The sequence below is a fragment of the Mycobacterium shigaense genome (assembly GCF_002356315.1).
Classification (GTDB): domain Bacteria; phylum Actinomycetota; class Actinomycetes; order Mycobacteriales; family Mycobacteriaceae; genus Mycobacterium; species Mycobacterium shigaense.
In genome coordinates, this window is sequence record NZ_AP018164.1 from 737,347 (window position 1) to 758,522 (window position 21,176).

Here is a 21,176-nt window from a genome sequence, read left to right on the forward strand (position 1 = left end):
ACCGCAGCCCGTGCGTCCAGCAATCAAAGTCGGCCTGTCCACGGCATCGGTCTATCCATTGCGGGCGGAGGCCGCGTTCGAATACGCGGCCCGACTCGGTTACGACGGCGTCGAGCTGATGGTGTGGAGCGAGTCGGTCAGCCAGGACGTCGCCGCCGTCAAGAAGCTGTCGCGCCGTCACCACGTCCCGGTGCTCTCGGTGCACGCTCCCTGCCTGCTGATCTCCCAGCGGGTGTGGGGGCCCAACCCCATTCCCAAGCTGGAACGCAGCGTGCGGGCCGCCGAAGAGCTGGGCGCGCAAACCGTCGTGGTGCACCCGCCGTTTCGCTGGCAGCGGCGCTACGCCGAGGGGTTCACCGACCAGGTCTCGACGCTGGAGGCCACCAGCGACGTGCTGATCGCCGTGGAGAACATGTTCCCCTTCCGGACCGATCGCTTCTTCGGCGCCGACCAGTCGCGGGAGCGGATGCGCAGGCGCGGCGGTGGTCCGGGGCCGGGCATCTCGGCGTTCGCGCCGTCCTACGACCCGCTCGACGGCAACCACGCGCACTACACGCTCGACTTGTCGCACACCTCGACGGCCGGCACCGATGCGCTGGACATGGCGCAGCGGATGGGCGCGGGGCTGGTCCATCTGCACCTGTGCGACGGCAGCGGCCTGCCCGCCGATGAACATCTGGTGCCCGGGCGCGGCACCGAACCCACCGCCGAGGTGTGTCAGATGCTGGCCGCCGGCCATTTCGCGGGCCATGTGATCCTCGAGGTGTCCACATCCAGCGCGCGATCGGCCAACAAGCGCGAAGCCATGCTCACCGAGGCGCTGCAGTTCGCCCGCACACACCTGCTGCGGTGAGCTGCGGAGAATTCACCAGGAGACCATGACCACGCTATTCACCACCGCAATGACCCTGCGGGAGGCCGAACCGGGCTGCTATCACGGCGAACTCGACAAGCACTGGACGATCGGTCCCAAGGTGCACGGCGGTGCGATGCTGGCGCTGTGCGCCAACGCCGCCCGTCACGCCTGCGCAGAGGCCGGGCACGAACCCGTCGCCGTCTCGGCGAGCTTCCTGTGGGCCCCCGATCCGGGACCTATGCGGCTGGTCACCTCGATCCGCAAGCGCGGCCGTCGGATCAGCGTGGTCGACGTCGAGCTGATGCAGGGCGAACGCACGGCGGTGCATGCCGTGGTCAATCTCGGCGAGCCCGAACACTTCGCGCCCGGCGGCGGCCCGGCGCCGCTGCTGTCGGCGAATCCGGTGGTGGACCTGATGGCGCCGGAACCGCCCGACGACGTGGAACCGATCGGGCCGGGCCATCCGCTCGCGGGCCTGGTGCACCTGGGCGAGGGCTGCGAGATCCGGCCGCTGCTGTCCACGATGCGGCCCGGCAGTGACGAACGACCCCCGATGCTGCAGATGTGGGCGCGACCGCGTGATGTGGCTCCTGACGCGCTGTTTGCCCTCATGTGCGGCGACCTGTCGGCGCCGGTGACCTTCGCCGTGGACCGCACCGGCTGGGCCCCCACCATCCAGCTGACGGCCTTCCTGCGGGCCCGGCCCGCCGACGGCTGGCTGCGCGTGGTCTGCACCTGCCTCGAGATCGGCCACGACTGGTTCGACGAGGACCACATCGTCGTCGACAGCCTGGGCCGTCTGGTGGTGCAGTCGCGCCAACTGGCGATGGTGCCCGCCGCACGGTAGAGCCCCGGAAGCCGCGATCGGCGCTGCCGTCTGCGATGCTTTGCGGCATGGCAAGAATCGCGATCATCGGTGGTGGCAGCATCGGCGAGGGATTGCTGTCGGGTCTGCTGCGCGCCGGGCACCAGGTCAAGGACCTGGTGGTGGCAGAACGCGTGCCCGAACGCGCGAAGTACCTCGCCGACACGTATTCGGTGCGGGTCGCCTCGCCGAGCGAGGCGGTCGACAACGCGGCGGTCGTCGTCGTCGCGGTGAAGCCGGGCGACGTCGATTCGGTGGTAGGGGACCTGGTCCGGGCCACCGCCGAGGCCGAGGACGGCGGCGCCGAGCGGGTGTTCATCACTGTCGCCGCGGGGATCACGATCTCCTACTTCGAGTCCAAGCTGCCCGCCGGGACCCCCGTGATCCGGGCGATGCCCAACGCGGCGATGCTGGTAGGCGCCGGGGTGACCGCGCTGGCCAAGGGCCGTTTCGTCACCCCGGAACAGCTCGACGACGCGTCGGCGCTGTTCGGTGCGGTCGGCGGCGTGCTGACGGTTCCCGAGGTCCAGATGGACGCGGTGACCGCGCTGTCCGGCTCGGGGCCTGCGTATTTCTTCCTGATGGTCGAAGCCCTGGTCGATGCCGGTGTCGCGGCCGGGCTGAGCCGGGACGTGGCGACCGACCTGACCGCCCAGACGCTGGGCGGGTCGGCGGCCATGCTGCTGAACCGGATGGACGAGGCGCCGCAGCCGGGCGACCGCGAGACGGCGGGGACGCGGCCGGACGCCACCGCGGCCCAGCTGCGGGCGATGGTGACGTCGCCGGGCGGTACGACCGCGGCTGCGCTGCGAGAACTCGAGCGGGGCGGATTTCGGGCGGCCGTCGATGCCGCCGTTCAAGCCGCCAAAAGCCGCTCTGAACAGCTAAGAGTTACATCTGGGTAATTTAAAGATTTCAAAATGATTGTCCCCCACCAGTACCAGTAACCCCACTAGTCCCGCTATTCTCCTTTCTGTATGCCCGTGTGGGTGCCGGCGGAGGGGAAGCCGCTGGCATTGCGCGGGCCTGACATGATTGGGTTGCGATGACGTCTACGAACGGACCATCGGCGCGAGATTCCGCAGGTAAGCCGCGGGAGACCGGCTCTGTCGATGGCCAGCAGGCCAGGACACAATTTCTCACCGTCGCCGAAGTGGCGGCCCTGATGCGGGTCTCCAAGATGACGGTGTACCGCCTGGTGCACAACGGCGAACTGCCGGCGGTGCGGGTCGGCCGGTCCTTCCGGGTGCATGCCAAGGCCGTCCACGACATGCTCGAGACGTCGTACTTCGACGCCGGCTGAGTCGAAACCCCGCGCGACCTCACCGCGCAGCGCGACCGGCGATCGGTGCTGGCTCGCGCGCCAGGGGAGTCGGCGACCGCCGGTTGGTATTTCGTGCGACCAGCCGGGTAAAGTGGCCAGGTCCTTGGGTAGACCCCCACATGTGGTCACGGGTTAGATAGCGGAGTTCATGGGTTCAGTAATCAAGAAGCGGCGCAAGCGTATGTCGAAGAAGAAGCACCGCAAACTGCTGCGTCGCACTCGGGTGCAGCGCAGAAAACTCGGCAAGTAAGCCCGCTCCGCGAAGGTCCTAAAGACGGTCACCCGTCGTGTTGCTGCAAGGCCGCGCTGGTCGGCGGCCGTTAGGCTGATCGGGTGGATTCCTCGAGCGGGGAAGGCGCCGGCACCGGCGACACCATGCACTACCCCAAGGTCGTGCTGGTCACCGGTGCCTGCCGGTTTCTCGGCGGCTACCTGACGGCCCGGCTCGCGCAGAACCCGTTGATCAACACGGTGATCGCGGTGGACGCCATCGCCCCCAGCAAAGACATGCTGCGCCGGATGGGCCGCGCCGAGTTCGTGCGCGCCGACATCCGTAATCCGTTCATCGCCAAGGTGATTCGCAACGGCGGTGTCGACACGGTGGTGCATGCTGCGGCGGCGTCGTACGCGCCCCGGTCCGGTGGTACCGCGGCGTTGAAGGAACTGAACGTGATGGGCGCGATGCAACTGTTCGCCGCCTGCCAGAAGGCGCCCTCGGTGCGTCGCGTCGTGCTGAAGTCGACCTCGGAGGTGTACGGCTCCAGCCCCCACGATCCGGTGATGTTCACCGAGGACAGCACCAGCCGCCGGCCCATCCGGGGCGGGTTCGCCAAGGACAGCCTCGACATCGAGGGCTATGCGCGGGGACTCGGCCGGCGCCGGCCCGACATCGCGGTGACGATTCTGCGGCTGGCCAACATGATCGGGCCGGCGATGGACACCACGTTGTCGCGCTATCTGGCCGGGCCGATAGTCCCGACGATGTTCGGCCGCGACGCCCGATTGCAGCTCTTGCACGAGCAAGACGCGCTGGGCGCGCTGGAGCGCGCCGCGATGGCCGGCAAGGCCGGAACGTTCAACATCGGCGGCGACGGCATCATCATGCTGTCGCAGGCGATCCGGCGGTCGGGCCGAATTCCGTTGCCAGTACCGGGTTTTGGGGTGTGGGCCCTGGATTCGCTGAGACGGGCTAATCGTTATACCGAGATCAATCGCGCGCAGTTCGATTACCTGAGTTTCGGTCGCGTGATGGACACTACGAGGATGCGCTCCGAGCTCGGCTACCAGCCGAAATGGACGACGGCGGAGGCCTTTGACGACTACGTTCGCGGCCGCGGCTTGACTCCCATAATCGACCCGCATCGGGTACGCTCCTTGGAGGGTCGCGCCATTGCCTTAGCGCAGCGCTGGGGAAGCCGAAATCCAATTCCATGGGGTGGGGTCAGGTAGATATCGTGGCGGGTGAAAACAGAGCGAATGTCATTCCCCTGCATAGCAATAGGGGTCGCGTCGCAGCTCGCCGCAAAGCCGATCAACGTGCTGAAGCCTCGCGTCAGCATCCGTCTTTACTCACCGATCCGCACGGCCGCGCGTCGGCCGAACAGATCGCGGCTGTCGTCCGCGAAATCGACGAGCACCGTCGCGTCGCGGGTTCGGCCTCGGCGGCCGAGGGGCCACTCAACGAGCGTGCACAGCAGGTGGCGGCGGTCGCGGAGTTTCTACGGAAGCGCTTGACCGGTGACTACACCGTCGACGAGTTCGGCTTCGATCCGCACTTCAACAACGCCATCGTCCGGCCGCTGCTGAGATTCTTCTTCAAGTCGTGGTTTCGGGTGGAAGTCAGCGGCATCGAGAACCTGCCGAGCGAGGGTGCGGCGCTGTTGGTGGCCAATCACGCCGGGGTGCTGCCGTTCGACGGGCTGATGCTGTCGGTGGCGGTGCACGACGAGCACCCCGCGCACCGCGACATGCGACTGCTCGCGGCCGACATGGTCTTCGACCTGCCGCTGGTCGGCGAGGCCGCCCGCAAAGCCGGTCACACCATGGCCTGCACCACCGACGCGCATCGGCTGCTGGCCGCCGGCGAGCTCACCGCCGTGTTCCCAGAGGGCTACAAGGGCCTGGGTAAGCGGTTCGAGGACCGCTACCGGTTGCAGCGGTTCGGGCGTGGGGGTTTCGTGACGGCGGCCCTACGGACCAAGGCGCCGATCATCCCCTGCTCGATCATCGGTTCCGAAGAGATCTACCCGATGCTCACCGACGTCAAGCTGTTGGCGCGGCTGTTCGGCCTGCCCTATTTCCCGATCACTCCGCTGTTCCCGCTGGCCGGGCCGGCGGGCCTACTGCCGCTGCCGTCGAAGTGGCGCATCGACTTCGGCGAGCCGATCTACACCACCGACTATGGCGCTTCCGACGCCGAAGATCCGATGGTCACCTTCGAGTTGACCGATCAGGTGCGCGAGACGATTCAGCAGACGCTGTACCGGCTGCTTGCCGGGCGCCGCAACGTCTTCCTGGGCTGACGTCCGCCCGACTGCGCGACGTCTGGACAGACGAGCGCCCCGGCGCCGATGGCGTCGGGGCGCTCGTGCGGGCAAGCGGTTACTTGACCAGAGTGAACTGACAGACGTTGGTGTAGCCGTCGCGGAACAGGTCCGAGCAGCCCCGCAGGTACTTCAGGTAGATGTCGTAGGTCTCCTGGCCCTTCAGCGTGATCGCCTCTTCCTTGTGCGCCTCGAGGGCGTCGCCCCACGCCGTCAGCGTCGGAACGTAGTTCTTGCCGATGAAGTGGTGTCGCTCGATCTTGAAACCCGCGTCGGTCGAGTACTTGTCGACCAGATCGACCTGGGGCAACTTTCCGCCCGGGTAGATCTCCTTCAGGATGAAACTGATGAACCGCAGCAAGGTCATGTTGACCTTCAGGCCCATCGCTTTGCCCTCTTCGGCGGTGGGCACCACGATGCTGTGCAGCAGCATGCGGCCGTCGTCGGGCAGCAAGTCGTAGTACTTCTTGAAAAAGGTGGCGTACCGCTCGTACCCGGCGTCGCCGGTGCCGTCGGCGAAGTGCTCGAACGCGCCCAGCGACACGATGCGGTCGATCGGTTCGTCGGGGAATTCCTCCCAGCCCTGGATCCGCACCTCTTTGCGGCGGGGGCTGTCCATTTTCTCGAACTCCGCCACGCAGTGGGCGTGCTGGTTTTCGCTCAGCGTCAAGCCGATGACGTTGACGTCGTACTCGGCCACCGCGTGCCGCATCGTCGAGCCCCAGCCGCTGCCGATGTCCAGCAGCGTCATGCCCGGCTCGAGGTTCAGTTTGTCCAGGGCCAGCTTGCGCTTGGCGTACTGCGCCTCTTCCAGCGTCTTGGTCAGGTTCTGCGGGTCCGGATTCTCGTCGAAGTAGCCGCAGCTGTACGTCATCGACGGGTCAAGCCAGAGTTTGAAGAACTCATTCGACTTGTCGTAATGGGATCGGACCGCTTGAACTGGTGGCTTTAACTGGATGGTGCTACTCGTCTCCCCCTGTGAAGTCATTGAATGACCCTACTTTCGTGCAGAAATGGATGCAACGGCGGCGACGGTTTCTTCAGCGCGCGCGTCTGGGTGTGAGCCTTCACCCAGCATCGTGACGATGCTGGTGACTACCGGGTTCCCCTCGGCGTCGGTGACCTCGCTGCGGATCTCGACGATGACGGCGCCGTGGGACTCAGTCACTGAGTCTAGATAGGTGTCGAAGTACAACTTGTCGTGGGCCAGGATCGGCCGGTGGAAGGTGAATTTCTGGTCGCGATGCAGCACCCGCGCGATGTTGATCGGGATGCTGAACTTGGTGAAGATCTCCAACTGCACGCGCCGGCCGGCGAATGCCAGGAAGGTCAGCGGGGCCACCAAGGCGGGGTATCCCGCGTCCTCGGCGTCGCTTTCGTCGTAGTGCGTGGGGTGGTCGTCCTTGACGGCCTGCGCGAATTCCCGGATCTTCTCGCGGCCGACGTCGAAGTAGTCCGGCGCTCGGTAGTGGCTGCCGATGAGAGCCTGGGCTCCTTCTGGAACTACTGACATGCGGTGCTTTCCCCTCGACTATGTGATAGCGGCGCAGCTTATCAGCGCGATTGGCGCTTGGACGCCAACGCAGCCAGCGCACCGCCCGCCGCACCCAGGGCCAGGGCCGACGGCACTCCGATCCGGGCGGCCTTGCGGGCGGTCCGGAAATCGCGGACCTCCCAGCCCCGCTCGCGCGCCAGGCTACGCAGGCGAGCATCGGGATTGATGGCGACGGCCGTGCCCACCAGCGACAGCATCGGCACGTCGTTGAAGCTGTCGGAGTAGGCCGTGCAGCGTTTGAGGTTGAGGCCCTCGCGAATGGCCAGCGAGCGCACCGCGTGCGCCTTGCCCGGCCCGTGCAGGATTTCGCCGACGAGCTGGCCGGTGAAGATCCCGTCGACCGACTCGGCGACGGTGCCCAGAGCGCCCGTCAATCCGAGCCGGCGGGCGATGGTCGCGGCGAGCTCGTACGGAGTGGCGGTGATCAGCCACACCTGCTGGCCGGCGTCGAGATGCATCTGGGTGAGTTCGCGGGTGCCGGCCCAGATCTTGTCGGCGATGATCTCGTCGTAGATCTCCTCGCCGAGCGCGACCAGTTGGTCGACCGACCGGCCCTCGATGAAGGCGAGTGCCTTGCGTCGGCCGGCGGCGACGTCGTTGCTGTTCTCCTTGCCGAGCAACTGAAACTTCGCCTGGGCGTAGATGAATCCGATGACGTCGCGATAGGTGAAGTAGTCGCGTGCGGCCAGCCCGCGCCCGAAATGCACGGCAGAGGAGCCCTGCACGAGCGTGTTGTCCACGTCGAAGAAGGCGGCGGCGGTCAGATCGATCGGCGGCTGGGCGTGGTCCTCGCCCGCGGCAGCCTCGGTCTGCAGGCCTTCGAGAGCCCGGGCGGCGCTGGCGTTCGCCGCCACCGATTCCATGTCGTCGCGGCCCGCGGATTCTGCGCTGTTCGACTCAGTCGACTCAGAGGAAGTCATCGCCAAACCTCCTAGATCGCAGTGCCGCCCGGTGGCCGCGCGGTGCCCGCTCCGCGGCCGCTATCAACCCTATCCGGCAGGCGTGCAGGGCAGGCTTACGGCTCGGGGTTTGGGGAGCGGCTAGTCACCTTGAGTGCTAATGGTGAACCAGTCTGCCGGCAGTCCCTCGCGGAGAAGGGAATCGAGATCCTCGAAGCTGAGAAACACGATATGTGACGCTGCGGTCGCGTCGGTCTCGCCTATCCAACCGCGATCATCGTCTTCTCCATTTACCCGCAAGCTCACCCGTCCCGGATAATTCAAGGGATCCGGTTTGCTCAAGGTCACGCGTGGATCTACCGCTCTTTCGAGCCGGTCCATCGCAGGTGAATCTATATAGCGCCCGGACAAGGCTCGCTTACCTATAGAAAACAAAAGAAGCTTTTCAGCATCGGGATAGTGATTTAACATCCAGTACTTGTCGCGAGATCCTCTTTCTTGCTCGTCAATGAAATAACGTCCGTTTTCCCAGACTAAATATTCCGAAACGCCCCCATCGTCGATAAAGCCGAGTTCGTTGATGCTTGTCATCTCGGGCGGACGGCCGTCCCAAAATACTTGTGCCTCGGTCTCCCAGAGTCTAGGCTCCCGCTGGTCGTAGCCAGGGTATTTACCCTGGCTGAGAAGGTAGGCGCCCTGCCACGTGTACCAGGAGCGCACGATGCGATGCAAGAATTCGGGATACCTGGCGAGATCGATCCGGTAGCTAACCATTAAATTCCCTCCGAAATGGTCACGGCCTTAGTAAAAATTTTCTGATGAGCAACTGTTCAATGCTGGCCCTCTGGCCGTCCGATGCAAGTATGAGAAACTGGGGCCCGCCGCCCGGATGTCCAAACCATGGAGCTGCCAAAGAATATTCCATCTTCCAGCCCGGCGGAAGGCCGGCGGCAGCATTACTCTTATAAGAATAATAGAGCTCATTCAAGCTAGTATGAGGTAGCGCTCGACCTTCGTACGGAATTCCCTCCAGGGCGAGCCATTTTCCTCTCTCTGCGCCGATTCGATCTAGCCACTTACCGTCCAAGGAAGTGATATCCGCATCGGTCAAAGTCCGTACTGTCCCGGGGATAGCATAAGGCTTAGCGGGATCATTCTCATCCGGATATCTAGGCCAACCATTTTCGTCGATGAAGCGATCTCGGTACTCGTCTTCCGTCAGGTCGCCGTAGTCCTGGCGTCCGGGAACACCTCATTCGCTTTCGGCGGCCCAGCCCCGTCGTGGTGGTGGCCGTCGTTGTCCGGTGGATGTGAATCATGTGTCCCGTCACCGTCGCCCGGGTGATGCGATCCGTCGCTCTTGCCATCGCCGAGGTGGTGTGACCCATCGCCCTTACCGTCGCCCGGCCCGTGCGGACCGCCGCCGTCGCCGGGGCCATGCGGTCCGCCCCCGCCGGGACCGCCCGGATCGCCGCCGTGCGGTAGCCCACCGCCGGGTGGTGACGGTTCGCCCGGGAGCCCACCCGAGGGGGGCGTCGGTAGAGACGGCGGCTCGGGTGGGGACGGCATCGCGGCGGGCGCTGAAGCGGCGGCGTCAGCGGCGGCCGGTACGGCGGCCGCGGCAGGCACTCTCCCCGGGGCCGGCTCGTGCGGATCCGGCGCCGACGGCGGTTCGGCCGGCGCGTGCGCGGGCGGCTTGGCCGACTCGGGCGGCGATCCAACCGGCTTCGGCTCCCCAGCGTGGGGCGGCCCGCCGCCTGGCCGCTTGGATTCGGTCGGGCCGTGTGGCACGGGACCTTCAGCGGGCGCCGGTCCCGGCTTCGGCGGTGGGGCAGGTGCGGGGCGGCCGGGTTCGGGTGGCTTCGGGCCCGGCTCGGGCGGTTTGGGTCCCGCAGGCGGAGCCTTGGGTTCAGCTGGCGGAGCCTTGGGTTCGGCGGGTGGCGTGACCTCCGGCACCTTCGGAAGGTCGGCTATCGCCGGCCTCCTCAAGCCCTTCAGCGCATCGAGGGCGGCGCGGCCCTTGGTGCCCAGCTTGGTGAGCGGGCCGCCGGGCAGGGCCAACGTGGCGACGTCGAACAGGCTCGCGCCGGCGGCACCGACCGGGTCGGTTTTCCACTGCTCCCAGTGCGAGATGTCCTTGCCCAGTGCCTTCCACGAATCCAAGACCGATGGCGCACCATCGGGGCCCAGGCCGACCAGCGGCGCGGCCCCCTCGGCCATCCCCGCCAGATCCTTCGCGAAACCGATTGGGTCGACGAACAACCGGAACTGGGAGATACTCCAGAGTCCGACGACGGCATGGCCTGCCTCGCCCCAGAAGTTTTTTTGAAGTGGCCGATGAGGTCGATGACCCGGCCCACCTCGGTGCCGTGCAGGAACTGATCCCACTGCTTGGCGGCGTAGTCGCCCATCGTGTTGACGATCGTCTCCGCCTCGGAGGCGATGGAGGACAGCTCCCGGCCCAAGGCTGCGACTTCGGACGTGAACTGGTCGACCACCGTGCGGATGTCGTCGGCGATCTTCTTGATCTCGTCTTCGTCCTCGTCGGTCAGGAAATCCCAGACCTCTTTGATCCCGGTCATCGGGTCGCAGATGCGGGCCAGCAGATCAAGGATCGCCGCGTGAACTTTGTCGACTTTGGCCGCGTAGCTGGTGAGCTGGACCGCGACCTGTTGGCACTGCTGCACAATCCCGGTGGTGCTGGTGTAGGCCACGGTGAAGGCATGGTCTATGGCTGGGCCTTCTGGAATCTGTTGGGCGCGAATGGCTCCCATCGGGGCGCCGGTCCCCAGGATCTCGGCGAGCCCGAACTGGGTGCCCGCCGCGGTCCAGGCGGTGGCCGCGGTACGCAGCTTCCCGGAATCCGCTGTAGGCCAGATCATTCCGATGTAGGGGGCGACCCAGCCCCAACCGGCGGGGGCGCCGACGCCGGTGCCGACCGACGGCGGCAGCGAAACCGACGACATGGGGCCCGGCAACGCGGGTGTCGGAAGTGGGTCGGCGTGGCCGGAGATGGTGGACTGCGCCTCGGCCAGCGAGTAGTTCAGCGCCGACATGCGTACGCCAAAACCCAGCCAGCACAACCCATTTCGAGTGTCCAACATCGCCTGGACGAGCTTGGCCGCCGAACTGTCGCAGCTGTGACCGACTTCGATGCCGGCGGGGTCATCGCCGGCCATCCCGGAGCGGCCCGACAGCGCGGCGATCAGCGTGGAGATCACCGAGCCCAAACCCTCGCCGGCAGTGACGACCTCGGAGCCCGCTTTGTCGAGGGCCGCGGGGTTTACCGCCAGCGGCGCCATCAGCTCACGACCACATGCTCATGTTCTTGGCCATCGCGCCGGTGTAGTTGCCATGGGCGGTGTGGACGATGGTGCGCAATTGACTCAGCGCCTCGCGCATCATCGCCTCGCCCCGGGCCCAGTGCTGGTGCGCACCGGTGTGGGCCGTCGCGGCCTCGCCGGTCCATTCGGCGTGCAAATGGCTTACCTGAGAATCGATTTCGGCAATCATGCTCTCGGCGTAGCGCTGAAATTCCGCCATCCGCTGCACCGATTCGGCAAGCGCGTCAGGATTGACCTCGAATGCCTCAGCCACCGTGCACCTGCCGCAGCGTCTGCGCGGAGCCGGTCTCGTTGTGCCGATAACCGTTGTCGGCCTCGGCGACCGCCTTGGCCAGCGCCGACAGGCCCAGCTCGACCTCGGCGGCGCCGCGGTGCCACAGCTCCCAGGCGGACCCGTAGGCGTCGCCGGCCCCGCCGCGCCAGCCCCCGAGCATTTCGCCGACCTGCCCGTCGAGTTCGGTCAGGCGAGTCCGCAGCGATTCGGCCGCGCCGAGCAAGCCCTGGGCGAACCCCTGCATCACCTCGGGATCTACCCGCAGATTGTCGGCGGCGGTCATAGCCGAAATTTAACGATTGCCACTACCGCCCACAATTCACTCTGTCGTGCCGTGGATGCACACTGAAGCAATGACCCGACCCCAGGTGCAGTTGCTGACTCGCGCCGGCTGCACCATCTGCGAACGGGTACACGCGCGGCTGGCCGAGCTGGCCGGCGAACTGGACTTCGACCTGTCCACCACCGACGTCGACGCCGCCGCGCGGGCCGGCGATTCCGGGTTACGGGCCGAGTTCGGCGATCGCCTACCGGTGATCCTGCTCGACGGCCGCGAGCACAGCTACTGGGAAATCGACGAGCGGCGGCTGCGTGCTGACCTGGCGCGATAGCGCCACAGCCTGCGATCCCAGTGGCCGTGGACTCAATATTTGGTGGCCCAACGAATAAACCATTAACGTAGACCAGTAGTTCAGTTACTGCTGGAAGCAAGGGAGCTGGCCAGGTGATGCTGCCGTGAGCATCCTGCTCTTCGGGGTTTCGCACCGCAGTGCGCCGGTCTCCGTCCTGGAACAACTCAGCATCGACGAATCCGATCAGATCAAGATCGTCGACCGGGTGCTGCAATCCCCGCTGGTGACCGAGGCGATGGTGCTGTCGACCTGCAACCGCGTCGAGGTCTATGCGGTGGTCGACGCGTTCCACGGCGGACTGGCCGCCGTCGGGCAGGTGCTCGCGGATCACTCCGGGATGTCGATGACCGACCTGACCAAACACGCTTACGTGCGCTACAGCGAGGCCGCCGTCGAGCACCTGTTCGCCGTTGCCAGCGGCCTGGATTCGGCGGTCATCGGCGAGCAGCAGGTGCTCGGCCAGGTGCGACGCGCCTATGCCGCCGCGGAGGCGAACCGCACCGTCGGCCGGGTGCTGCACGAGCTGGCCCAGCGGGCGCTGTCGGTGGGCAAGCGCGTGCATTCCGAGACGGGCATCGACGCCGCCGGCGCCTCCGTCGTGTCCGTCGCGCTGGGCATGGCCGAACGCAAGCTGGGCGGACTCTCGGGCAAGACGGCCGTGGTGGTCGGCGCGGGCGCGATGGGCGCCCTGTCGTCGACTCACCTCATCCGGTCCGGCATCTCCGACGTCGTGGTGCTCAACCGGTCGCTGCCCCGCGCGCAGCGGCTGGCCCGCAAGATCCGTGAAACGGGCGCGCGGGCTCAGGCGATGACGCTGGATCGGCTGGACCACGCGCTGGTCGCGGCCGACGTCCTGGTCAGTTGCACGGGAGCGGTCAGCCCGGTGGTGTCGCTGGCCGACGTGCACCACGCGCTGGCCAACGCTCGCCGCGATGAGACCGCCCAGCCGTTGGTGATCTGCGATCTCGGCATGCCGCGCGACGTCGATCCGGCCGCGGCCGGCCTGCCCGGTGTGTGGGTCGTCGACGTGGACCGCATCCAGCGCGAACCCGCCGCCCACGCTACGGCCGCCGACGTCGACGCCGGCCGCCGGATCGTGGCCACCGAGGTCGCCGCGTACCTGGCGGGCCAGCGGATGGCCGAGGTGACCCCGACCGTGACGGCGCTGCGTCAGCGCGCCGCTGACGTCGTCGAGGCCGAGCTGCTGCGGCTGGAGAACCGGCTGCCCGGCTTGGAAAGTGCCCAGCGCGAGGAGGTGGCGCGCACGGTCCGCCGCGTGGTGGACAAGCTGCTGCACTCGCCGACGGTGCGAATCAAGCAGCTGGCCAGCGCTCCCGGCGGCGACAGCTACGCCGAGGCGCTGCGTGAGCTGTTCGAGCTTGACCAGACATCCGTCGACGCCGTCGCCACCGCCGGGGAATTGCCAGTGGTGCCAACAGGATTCGACGCGGGCCCCCACGGTGCGGCCGACTTCGCGGCCGGACCGACACAGTCGGCCGAGTAGCCGATTGGCGCACGTGATCCGGATAGGCACGCGGGGCAGTCTGCTCGCTACCACCCAGGCCGGCCTCGTCAAGGACGCCCTGGTCGCCAACGGCCACGTTGCGGAGCTGGTGGTCATCAGCACGGTCGGTGACCGCTCCTCGGCGCCCATCGAAAGTCTCGGTGTTGGGGTGTTCACGACGGCGTTGCGCGAGGCCATCGAGGACGGTCGCGTCGATGCGGCGGTGCACTCGCACAAGGATTTGCCGACGGCCGAGGACCCAAGGTTCACGCTAGCGGCCATACCGGCTCGCAACGACCCGCGTGATGCGCTGGTCGCACGCGACGGGCTGGTGCTCGGAGAGTTGCCGGCAGGTTCGCTCGTCGGCACGTCGTCCCCGCGCCGGGCTGCGCAGCTTAGAGCATTGGGTCTCGGTTTGGAAATCCGCCCCCTACGAGGCAACCTAGATACCAGGTTGAACAGGGTAAGCAGTGGTGATCTTGACGCCATCGTGGTGGCCCGGGCCGGTCTGGCCCGTCTGGGCCGTCTCGGTGATGTCACCGAGACGCTAGAGCCGGTGCAGATGTTGCCAGCACCGGCTCAGGGCGCGCTCGCCGTTGAATGCCGCGCCGGTGACAGCGGGCTGGCGGCAGTGCTGGCGGAGTTGGACGATGCCGACACGCGAGCGGCGGTCACCGCGGAGCGAGCCCTGCTGGCCGAACTGGAGGCGGGCTGCTCCGCACCGGTGGGAGCGATCGCCGAGGTGGTCGAGTCCATTGATGAGGATGGCCGTGTCTTCGAAGAGCTGTCGCTGCGCGGGTGCGTGGCGGCGCTGGACGGGTCCGATGTGATCCGTGCGTCCGGTATCGGCACTCCCGGTCGGGCTCGAGAGCTGGGGCTCTCGGTGGCCGCGGAGTTGTTCGAGCTGGGGGCCGGGGAGCTGATCGGCAATGCGCGGCAGTACCCCGCGCACGAGAACTAAATGACGTCAAAAGGGATGTGTTGGGAGCGACAATGACGACGCGAGGGCGTAAGCCGAGACCGGGCCGCATCACGTTCGTGGGCTCCGGCCCGGGCGATCCGGGGTTGTTGACCACGAAGGCCGCCGCGGTGCTGGCCAACGCGGCCCTGGTGTTCACCGACCCCGACGTGCCTGCACCGGTGCTGGCGCTGATCGGCAAGGATCTGCCGCCGGTCTCCGGTCCCGCGCCCGCCGAACCGGCACCGGTGGCCGTCGACGGGACCACCCCCGACGGCGATCAGCAACCGGCCTCGCCGGCGGTGATCACGGGCGGCCCCGACATCCGCCCGGCGCTGGGCGAACCCGCCGAGGTCGCCAAGACGCTGGTCGCCGAGGCCCGCACCGGAGTCGACGTGGTCCGCCTCGTGGCCGGTGACCCGCTGACGCTCGACGCGGTCACCACCGAGGTGAACGCCGTCGCGCGCAGCCACCTGCACCTCGAGATCGTGCCGGGCCTAGCCGCCACCAGCGCGGTCCCGACCTACACGGGGCTGCCGCTGGGCTCCTCGCACACCGTCGCCGACGTGCGCGATCCACATGTCGATTGGGAGGCGCTGGCCGCCGCCCCCGGGCCGCTGATCCTGCAGGCCACCGCGTCGCATCTGGCCGATGCCGCCCGCACCCTGATCGAGCACGAGCTGGCCGAGACCACCCCGTGCGTGGTGACCGCGCAGGGCACCACCTGTCAGCAGCGTTCGGTGGAGACCACGCTGCACGGGCTGACCGAGCCGGGCGTGCTCGACGGCGGCGGCAGCCCCGCGGGACCGCTCACCGGTTCGCTGGTGGTGACCATCGGCAAAACGGTGGCCAGCCGCGCGAAGCTGAACTGGTGGGAGAGCCGCGAGCTGTACGGCTGGACCGTGCTGGTGCCGCGCACCAAGGACCAGGCCGGTGAGATGAGCGAGCGGCTCACCTCCTACGGCGCGCTGCCGATCGAGGTGCCGACCATCGCGGTCGAGCCGCCGCGCAGCCCCGCCCAAATGGAGCGTGCCGTCAAGGGTTTGGTCGACGGTCGGTTCCAGTGGGTGGTGTTCACCTCCACCAACGCGGTGCGTGCGGTGTGGGAGAAGTTCGGCGAGTTCGGCTTGGACGCCCGTGCGTTTTCCGGGGTGAAGATCGCGTGTGTCGGCGAGTCGACGGCCGACCGGGTCCGAGCGTTCGGGATCAGCCCCGAATTGGTGCCGGCCGGCGAGCAGTCCTCGCTGGGCCTGCTGGACGACTTCCCGGACTACGACAGCATTTTCGATCCGGTGAACCGCGTCCTGCTGCCGCGCGCCGACATCGCCACCGAGACCCTGGCCGAGGGGCTGCGCGAACGCGGTTGGGAGATCGAGGATGTCACCGCCTACCGGACCGTACGCGCCGCGCCGCCGCCGGCGGCTACCCGCGAGATGATCAAGACGGGCGGCTTCGACGCGGTGTGCTTCACGTCGAGCTCGACCGTGCGCAACCTGGTGGGAATCGCCGGTAAGCCGCACGCGCGCACCATCATTGCGTGCATCGGACCCAAGACGGCCGAGACCGCCGCCGAGTTCGGTTTGCGGGTCGACGTCCAGCCCGAGACGGCGGCCATCGGTCCGCTGGTCGACGCACTGGCCGAACATGCCGCGCGGCTGCGCGCCGAGGGCGCGCTGCCACCGCCGCGTAAGAAGAGCCGCAGGCGCTAGTGGCGGGCTGCCACCGATCGTCATGAGCGCATATCCTCGGGTACGCCCGCGCCGGCTTCGCAGCACCCCCGCGCTGCGCCGTTTGGTGGCGCAAACGTCTTTGGAGCCAAGGCATTTAGTGTTGCCGATGTTCGTTGCCGACGGCATCGACGAGCCGCGGCCCATTCCGTCCATGCCCGGCGTGGTGCAGCACACCCGCGATTCGCTGCGCAGCGCGGCCGTCGATGCCGTGGCCGCCGGCGTGGGCGGGCTGATGCTGTTCGGCGTGCCCCGCGAGCAGGACAAGGACGCGACCGGTTCGGCCGGCACCGACCCCAACGGCATCCTCAACGTCGCGCTGCGCGATCTGGCCAAGGACCTCGGCGACGCGACTGTGCTGATGGCCGACACCTGCCTGGACGAGTTCACCGATCACGGCCACTGCGGCGTCCTCGACGAGCGCGGCCGGGTCGACAACGATGCCACGCTGACACGCTATGTGAAACTTGCTGTGGCACAGGCGGAGTCGGGCGCCCATGTGGTCGGGCCGAGCGGGATGATGGACGGCCAGGTGGCCGCGATCCGCGACGGCCTGGACGACGCGGGCCACAGCGACGTGGTGATCCTGGCCTACGCCGCGAAGTTCGCCTCGGCGTTCTACGGCCCGTTCCGCGAGGCGGTGAGCTCGAGCCTGTCCGGCGACCGGCGCACCTACCAGCAGGAGGCGGGCAATATCCGGGAGGCGCTGCACGAGGTCGAGCTGGATCTCGACGAGGGCGCCGACATCGTGATGGTCAAACCCGCGATGAGCTACCTCGACGTGCTGGCAGCCGCGGCGGCGATCTCGCAGGTGCCGGTCGCCGCCTACCAGGTGTCAGGGGAGTACGCGATGATTCGCGCCGCGGCCGGTAACGGCTGGATCGACGAGCGTGCCGTCGCGCTGGAGTCGCTGATCAGCATCCGCCGTGCCGGCGCCGACATCGTGCTGACCTACTGGGCCGTGGAGGCGGCGGCTTGGCTCGCATGATCGGGGCAGGCCCCGGGGGACAATCAGGGGAAGAGGCCGCAATGATCGGCGACGTCAAAACGAAGCCGTTGTTCTACGAACCTGGCGCCAGCTGGTGGTGGGTGTTGTCCGGCCCGGCCGCGGCCGCCTCGATGATCCTGATCGAGGTGTGGAGCGGCGCCCCGGTGAGCCTCGTTGTCCCGGCGATCTTTTTGGTGATGGTGTCGGCGTTCATCGCGTTGCAGGTGAAGGCGGCGCGGATCCACGTGTCGGTCGAACTCACCGAAGACGCGTTGCGTCAGGGCACCGAGACCATCCTGGTGCGCGAAATCGTCAAGGTCTATCCGGAGGCCGCGTACTCACCGAAGTCGGACAAGCCGCTGGCCAAGTGGCAGACGGCGCGGACGCTCGGCGAGCTGGCCGGCGTGCCACGCGGCCGGTTCGGCATCGGCCTGCGCCTCACCGGAGGCCGCACCGCGCAGGCGTGGGCGAAGCGCCATCGTCGCCTGCGCGACGCGCTGACCCCACTGGTGCAGGAGCGGGTGGAGCCGGCCCGGGCCGACGGTATCGACGGCGACGACCCCTATGGGGACCGGGCCGGGTCGGGTCTGTGAACGGCCGCTACCGGGCGCTGATCGAACTCGTATTCGCCGGTATCGCGCTGATCGGAGCCGGGGCGGCCTGGACGCACGCGAGCCAGACGCGGAGTGTGGCGCCCATCGCGGAGGGGCAGCCGGCCACGACGTCGCTGGTCTATGACCCGCAGCTGCTGCTGTTGACGATGGTGCTGGCGATCCTGGCCGGACTGCTCGCGGTGGCCGGCGCGGCGAGGCTCAGGCGCTCGCGCGCACGTTGGGCAACTAAGCCGTCTTCTGGATGAGCGGCAAAACCGCCTGACGGCGGATAACGATCGCGTTGGCCAGGTCGCGAAGGGCCTCCTGCACCGAGCGGGTGACCGGGAACATCTCGTCCTGCTCGTCGCTGTCACCCAGCACGTCCAGGACCGCCGGGCCGGCGACCAACGTCCACTCCACACCGGTGGCGCGGCACTCGTCGTCGAACACCGACAACAGCGAGATGCCGGCTGCCGCAAAGTGTGTCACGCCGCTCATGTCGAGCACGACGGGATTGCTCGCCAGGATGAAGCGACGCAGGTACTCGCTGACCGCGTCGAGATTGAGGGCGTCGATTTCGCCGCGGACCGTCACCACGGTCGCCAAGTGCCGGCAGTGCGCCCGAATCTGGGCGCCGCTGTACTCGAAGACGTAGTTCTCCTGCCGGGTGGCGGTCGCGATTGTCATAAGCAGCCTCTCGTGGCGGTGTGGCGGCCGACGCGTCGCCGACCAACCTGCCCTTAACGGTGCCCGCCAAAGTTAAGGGGACCGACAGCCGCGTCTATTTTTTTGCTAAAAACCGAGCCGCCGTGGTGTCCGGCCCGTTCAACGCACATCCGGTGCGCCCTAGCCCGATGCCACGCCACCCGCCCTGACGGCAGCGGGGCGCTTGCGCTGTTAGGCTGCTTGGGCTACCGGTTGCAGGTCAGGGGGCCTGTGCCAGGGTGAAATTGCCCGGTCAGCCGAGGGAATGGGCGAACGAAACTGCAAAGTCCGGACGGAAAGAAAAGCCTCGTGCGCACCGCGGAGATCAAGGGTGAAATCAAGGCCCTGACCGGACTCCGCATCGTCGCCGCGGTATGGGTGGTGCTCTTCCACTTCCGGCCGATGCTCAGCGACGTCTCGCCGGACTTCCGCGAGAACCTCGCACCCGTGCTCAACTCCGGCGCGCAGGGCGTTGACTTGTTCTTCATCCTCAGCGGCTTCGTACTGACCTACAACTACCTCGACCGCATGGGCCGGTCCTGGTCGACGCGCGAGACCCTGCACTTCCTGTGGCTGCGGCTGGCCCGGGTGTGGCCGGTGTACCTGGTCACCCTGCACCTGGCGGCGCTACTGGTCATCCTGTCGCTGCACGTCGGTCACGTGCCGTTGCCCGAGGCGGGTGACCTCACCGCCATCAGCTACGTGCGCCAGGTCCTGCTCGTGCAGCTGTGGTTCGAGCCGTTCTTCGACGGGACCAGCTGGGATGGGCCCGCCTGGTCGATCAGCGCGGAGTGGCTGGCCTACCTGCTGTTCGCTCTGCTGGCGCTGGTGATCTTCCGGATGAAGCTGGCCACCCGGGCGCGGACCCTGACGTTTCTGGCCATCGCGGCCGCGCTGCCGCCGGTGTTGCTGCTGTTGGCCAGCGGACACTTCTACACACCGTGGAGCTGGCTGCCGCGGATCGTGACGCAGTTCGCCGCGGGTGCGCTGGCGTGTGCCGCCGTGCGCCGGCTGCGGCTGACCGATCGCGGCCGCCACGTCGCCGGGTATCTCTCCCTGCTGCTGCTGGCCGCGGTGGTGGGTGTTCTGTACTGGTGCAATGCGCACCCGATCTCCGGCGTCGTGGAAAACGACAGCGGCGGCGTGGTCGACGTGCTGTTCATTCCGCTGGTGATGACGCTGGCGGTCGGCCTGGGCAGCCTGCCGAGGCTGCTGTCCACCCGGGTAATGGTGTACGGCGGGCAGATCTCGTTCTGCCTGTACATGGTCCACGAGCTGGTGCACACATCCTGGGGCTGGGCCGTCGAGCAATTCGAGCTCGCACCGTGGCATTCCGATTCCCCCTGGAAATGGAACGTCCTCGGCCTGTTCGCGATCGCCCTGGCCATCTCGAGCCTGATGTACCACTTCGTCGAAGAGCCCGCCCGCCGCTGGATGCGTAGGATGGTCAACGTCCGGCCGGCGGCCACGAAGATCGAACCCGTCGAGCCGGGCGTCGATTCCGGGAGGGCGAAGCTTCACCAGATCGACGGCGCACTGGAAGCGGTTTCGGCCCGCGCGGTGTGAACGATGCACCGGGCCGCCAATCATGCTGTGGCCCATGCCTCATCGAAAGCGGCAAACGCGAAAGCGGCCGGCCGCAGTGCGATTGCGCCGGTATCCTCGTACGGTTGCGTTGATGTGAACGACTATGCCGTTCATAGGGGGTTGCGGTGAATCGACTGGCCACGTTCGTCATCGGGCTCGCACTGCTGGCGGGCGTCCTCGCGAATACGCTGGAGCGGCCGGCGCGCGTGCGGCCGTACGAGACGTTAACGCTGGATTCCCGGGTGAGCCACATCGCGGTGGTCGGTGACTCGTACACCACCGGCACCGACGAGGGTGGTCTGGGACCGAAGGCGTGGACGGTACGGGCCTGGCAGTCGCTTGCGCAGCGCGGGATTCGGCTCGCCGCCGATGTCGCGGCCGAGGGGCGAGCCGGTTACGGCGTGCCCGGCGACCACGGCAGCATCTTCGAGGATCTGACCGCCCGCGTGGTGAAGCCGCAGGATGTCCTGGTGGTGTTCTTCGGTTCCCGCAACGATCAGGGTGTCGATCCGGTGCTGCTGGCCGACCGCGCCCGCGACACCTTCGCGCTGGCGCGCCGCTTCGCCCCCACGGCGAGGTTTTTGGTGATCGGCCCGCCGTGGCCGACCGCCGATGTGCCCGTGCCGGTGCTGCAGATCCGCGACATCCTCAACACCGCCGCCCGGTCGGCGGGAGCGGCGTTCGTCGACCCGATCGGCGACCGCTGGTTCGTCGACCGGCCCGACCTGATCGGCCCGGACGGCGTGCATCCCAACGACGAGGGGCATGCTTACCTGGCGGAAAAGATTGCCCCGCTGGTGGGCATGCAGTTGTCCCGCTGAG

At 67.4% G+C, this 21,176-nt stretch carries 25 protein-coding genes; 16 read left to right on the forward strand and 9 right to left on the reverse strand.

Features of this window, described 5'->3' with window-relative positions; translation table 11 throughout:
• Positions 1-10 precede the first annotated feature (10 nt).
• The 7 genes from MSG_RS03510 to MSG_RS03540 all read left to right on the forward strand — a co-directional run bounded on the left by MSG_RS03510 (position 11) and on the right by MSG_RS03540 (position 5,567).
• Complete coding sequence (locus MSG_RS03510) at positions 11-853, forward strand: sugar phosphate isomerase/epimerase family protein (protein WP_096437148.1); 843 nt, start codon at positions 11-13, stop codon at positions 851-853.
• Between the two features lie 25 nt (positions 854-878).
• On the forward strand, positions 879-1,703 hold the full coding sequence (locus MSG_RS03515) for a thioesterase family protein (protein ID WP_096437150.1): 825 nt from the start codon (positions 879-881) through the stop codon (positions 1,701-1,703).
• Positions 1,704-1,750: 47 nt separating this feature from the next.
• Positions 1,751-2,626: a pyrroline-5-carboxylate reductase gene (gene proC / locus MSG_RS03520; protein WP_181159116.1), complete on the forward strand. Its 876-nt coding sequence runs from the start codon at positions 1,751-1,753 to the stop codon at positions 2,624-2,626.
• Between the two features lie 140 nt (positions 2,627-2,766).
• The gene (locus tag MSG_RS03525; protein ID WP_096437154.1) at positions 2,767-3,024 is read left to right on the forward strand and encodes a cell division/environmental response transcriptional regulator; all 258 of its coding nucleotides are present in this window, start codon (positions 2,767-2,769) and stop codon (positions 3,022-3,024) included.
• Between the two features lie 169 nt (positions 3,025-3,193).
• Positions 3,194-3,295 carry a 30S ribosomal protein bS22 gene (locus MSG_RS03530; RefSeq protein ID WP_003402602.1) on the forward strand — a complete coding sequence of 34 codons (102 nt, stop codon included), beginning with the start codon at positions 3,194-3,196 and terminating at the stop codon, positions 3,293-3,295.
• A 125-nt stretch (positions 3,296-3,420) separates the two neighbouring features.
• Positions 3,421-4,494 carry an SDR family oxidoreductase gene (locus MSG_RS03535; protein WP_170063187.1) on the forward strand — a complete coding sequence of 358 codons (1,074 nt, stop codon included), beginning with the start codon at positions 3,421-3,423 and terminating at the stop codon, positions 4,492-4,494.
• Positions 4,476-5,567, forward strand: a complete 1,092-nt coding sequence (locus MSG_RS03540) for a lysophospholipid acyltransferase family protein (protein WP_096437158.1) — start codon at positions 4,476-4,478, stop codon at positions 5,565-5,567. Before MSG_RS03535 ends, MSG_RS03540 begins: the two co-directional genes overlap by 19 nt.
• A gap of 79 nt (positions 5,568-5,646) precedes the next feature.
• Here MSG_RS03540 and MSG_RS03545 read toward each other — a convergent pair whose 3' ends face one another.
• The 8 genes from MSG_RS03545 to MSG_RS03580 form a co-directional block, all read right to left on the reverse strand.
• Positions 5,647-6,576, reverse strand: coding sequence for a cyclopropane mycolic acid synthase family methyltransferase (locus tag MSG_RS03545; RefSeq protein ID WP_096437160.1), 930 nt, complete (start codon positions 6,574-6,576; stop codon positions 5,647-5,649).
• Between the two features lie 9 nt (positions 6,577-6,585).
• On the reverse strand, positions 6,586-7,101 hold the full coding sequence (locus tag MSG_RS03550; RefSeq protein WP_096437162.1) for an FAS1-like dehydratase domain-containing protein: 516 nt from the start codon (positions 7,099-7,101) through the stop codon (positions 6,586-6,588).
• A 41-nt stretch (positions 7,102-7,142) separates the two neighbouring features.
• Entirely contained in the window at positions 7,143-8,063 is a 921-nt protein-coding gene (locus MSG_RS03555; RefSeq protein ID WP_096437164.1) for an HAD family hydrolase, read from the reverse strand.
• A gap of 120 nt (positions 8,064-8,183) precedes the next feature.
• Positions 8,184-8,816 (reverse strand): hypothetical protein, encoded by a 633-nt coding sequence (locus MSG_RS03560; RefSeq protein WP_096437166.1) that lies wholly within the window; start codon positions 8,814-8,816, stop codon positions 8,184-8,186.
• A gap of 19 nt (positions 8,817-8,835) precedes the next feature.
• Complete coding sequence (locus MSG_RS03565; protein WP_170063134.1) at positions 8,836-9,153, reverse strand: TNT domain-containing protein; 318 nt, start codon at positions 9,151-9,153, stop codon at positions 8,836-8,838.
• A gap of 883 nt (positions 9,154-10,036) precedes the next feature.
• Positions 10,037-11,344, reverse strand: coding sequence for a hypothetical protein (locus tag MSG_RS03570; RefSeq protein WP_096437170.1), 1,308 nt, complete (start codon positions 11,342-11,344; stop codon positions 10,037-10,039).
• 4 nt (positions 11,345-11,348) lie between these two features.
• Positions 11,349-11,639, reverse strand: a complete 291-nt coding sequence (locus tag MSG_RS03575; RefSeq protein ID WP_096437172.1) for a WXG100 family type VII secretion target — start codon at positions 11,637-11,639, stop codon at positions 11,349-11,351.
• A complete protein-coding gene (locus tag MSG_RS03580; RefSeq protein ID WP_096437174.1) occupies positions 11,632-11,943 on the reverse strand; it encodes a WXG100 family type VII secretion target in 312 nt (103 codons plus the stop codon). Before MSG_RS03580 ends, MSG_RS03575 begins: the two co-directional genes overlap by 8 nt.
• A gap of 70 nt (positions 11,944-12,013) precedes the next feature.
• Between MSG_RS03580 and MSG_RS03585 the strand changes: the two genes are divergently transcribed.
• From MSG_RS03585 to MSG_RS03615, 7 genes are all read left to right on the forward strand, one after another.
• The gene (locus tag MSG_RS03585) at positions 12,014-12,271 is read left to right on the forward strand and encodes a glutaredoxin family protein (RefSeq protein ID WP_096437176.1); all 258 of its coding nucleotides are present in this window, start codon (positions 12,014-12,016) and stop codon (positions 12,269-12,271) included.
• 124 nt (positions 12,272-12,395) lie between these two features.
• Positions 12,396-13,796: a glutamyl-tRNA reductase gene (locus tag MSG_RS03590; protein ID WP_096437178.1), complete on the forward strand. Its 1,401-nt coding sequence runs from the start codon at positions 12,396-12,398 to the stop codon at positions 13,794-13,796.
• 13 nt (positions 13,797-13,809) lie between these two features.
• Entirely contained in the window at positions 13,810-14,757 is a 948-nt protein-coding gene (hemC, locus tag MSG_RS03595; protein WP_096437180.1) for a hydroxymethylbilane synthase, read from the forward strand.
• 32 nt (positions 14,758-14,789) lie between these two features.
• Positions 14,790-16,463 (forward strand): bifunctional uroporphyrinogen-III C-methyltransferase/uroporphyrinogen-III synthase, encoded by a 1,674-nt coding sequence (locus tag MSG_RS03600; protein WP_162899142.1) that lies wholly within the window; start codon positions 14,790-14,792, stop codon positions 16,461-16,463.
• A 16-nt stretch (positions 16,464-16,479) separates the two neighbouring features.
• Entirely contained in the window at positions 16,480-17,469 is a 990-nt protein-coding gene (gene hemB, locus MSG_RS03605; RefSeq protein WP_096444014.1) for a porphobilinogen synthase, read from the forward strand.
• Positions 17,470-17,510: 41 nt separating this feature from the next.
• Entirely contained in the window at positions 17,511-18,062 is a 552-nt protein-coding gene (locus tag MSG_RS03610; protein WP_232011152.1) for a DUF3093 domain-containing protein, read from the forward strand.
• Positions 18,059-18,328, forward strand: a complete 270-nt coding sequence (locus MSG_RS03615; protein WP_096437184.1) for an MHYT domain-containing protein — start codon at positions 18,059-18,061, stop codon at positions 18,326-18,328. The genes MSG_RS03610 and MSG_RS03615 overlap by 4 nt, the downstream gene beginning before the upstream one ends.
• Here the strand turns inward: MSG_RS03615 and MSG_RS03620 are convergent.
• A complete protein-coding gene (locus MSG_RS03620; protein WP_096437186.1) occupies positions 18,309-18,749 on the reverse strand; it encodes an STAS domain-containing protein in 441 nt (146 codons plus the stop codon). The two genes, MSG_RS03615 and MSG_RS03620, sit on opposite strands and share 20 nt — an antisense overlap.
• A gap of 327 nt (positions 18,750-19,076) precedes the next feature.
• Here MSG_RS03620 and MSG_RS03625 point away from each other — a divergent pair, with 327 nt between their 5' ends.
• On the forward strand, positions 19,077-20,333 hold the full coding sequence (locus MSG_RS03625) for an acyltransferase family protein (RefSeq protein WP_096437187.1): 1,257 nt from the start codon (positions 19,077-19,079) through the stop codon (positions 20,331-20,333).
• A 146-nt stretch (positions 20,334-20,479) separates the two neighbouring features.
• Positions 20,480-21,175, forward strand: a complete 696-nt coding sequence (locus MSG_RS03630) for an Rv0518 family GDSL lipase (protein ID WP_096437189.1) — start codon at positions 20,480-20,482, stop codon at positions 21,173-21,175.
• The last annotated feature ends 1 nt before the right edge of the window (position 21,176 follow it).

Excerpts from the sequence above, each read along its gene's own strand:
- MSG_RS03515 (WP_096437150.1), top strand. The coding sequence starts at position 879 with ATGACCACGCTATTCACCACCGCAATGACCCTGCGGGAGGCCGAACCG.
- proC (WP_181159116.1), top strand. The coding sequence starts at position 1,751 with ATGGCAAGAATCGCGATCATCGGTGGTGGCAGCATCGGCGAGGGATTG.
- MSG_RS03525 (WP_096437154.1), top strand. The coding sequence starts at position 2,767 with ATGACGTCTACGAACGGACCATCGGCGCGAGATTCCGCAGGTAAGCCG.
- MSG_RS03530 (WP_003402602.1), top strand. The coding sequence starts at position 3,194 with ATGGGTTCAGTAATCAAGAAGCGGCGCAAGCGTATGTCGAAGAAGAAG.
- MSG_RS03535 (WP_170063187.1), top strand. The coding sequence starts at position 3,421 with ATGCACTACCCCAAGGTCGTGCTGGTCACCGGTGCCTGCCGGTTTCTC.
- MSG_RS03540 (WP_096437158.1), top strand. The coding sequence starts at position 4,476 with ATGGGGTGGGGTCAGGTAGATATCGTGGCGGGTGAAAACAGAGCGAAT.
- MSG_RS03545 (WP_096437160.1), bottom strand. The coding sequence starts at position 6,576 with ATGACTTCACAGGGGGAGACGAGTAGCACCATCCAGTTAAAGCCACCA.
- MSG_RS03550 (WP_096437162.1), bottom strand. The coding sequence starts at position 7,101 with ATGTCAGTAGTTCCAGAAGGAGCCCAGGCTCTCATCGGCAGCCACTAC.
- MSG_RS03555 (WP_096437164.1), bottom strand. The coding sequence starts at position 8,063 with ATGACTTCCTCTGAGTCGACTGAGTCGAACAGCGCAGAATCCGCGGGC.
- MSG_RS03560 (WP_096437166.1), bottom strand. The coding sequence starts at position 8,816 with ATGGTTAGCTACCGGATCGATCTCGCCAGGTATCCCGAATTCTTGCAT.
- MSG_RS03570 (WP_096437170.1), bottom strand. The coding sequence starts at position 11,344 with ATGGCGCCGCTGGCGGTAAACCCCGCGGCCCTCGACAAAGCGGGCTCC.
- MSG_RS03580 (WP_096437174.1), bottom strand. The coding sequence starts at position 11,943 with ATGACCGCCGCCGACAATCTGCGGGTAGATCCCGAGGTGATGCAGGGG.
- MSG_RS03585 (WP_096437176.1), top strand. The coding sequence starts at position 12,014 with ATGACCCGACCCCAGGTGCAGTTGCTGACTCGCGCCGGCTGCACCATC.
- MSG_RS03600 (WP_162899142.1), top strand. The coding sequence starts at position 14,790 with ATGACGACGCGAGGGCGTAAGCCGAGACCGGGCCGCATCACGTTCGTG.
- MSG_RS03610 (WP_232011152.1), top strand. The coding sequence starts at position 17,511 with ATGATCGGCGACGTCAAAACGAAGCCGTTGTTCTACGAACCTGGCGCC.
- MSG_RS03620 (WP_096437186.1), bottom strand. The coding sequence starts at position 18,749 with ATGACAATCGCGACCGCCACCCGGCAGGAGAACTACGTCTTCGAGTAC.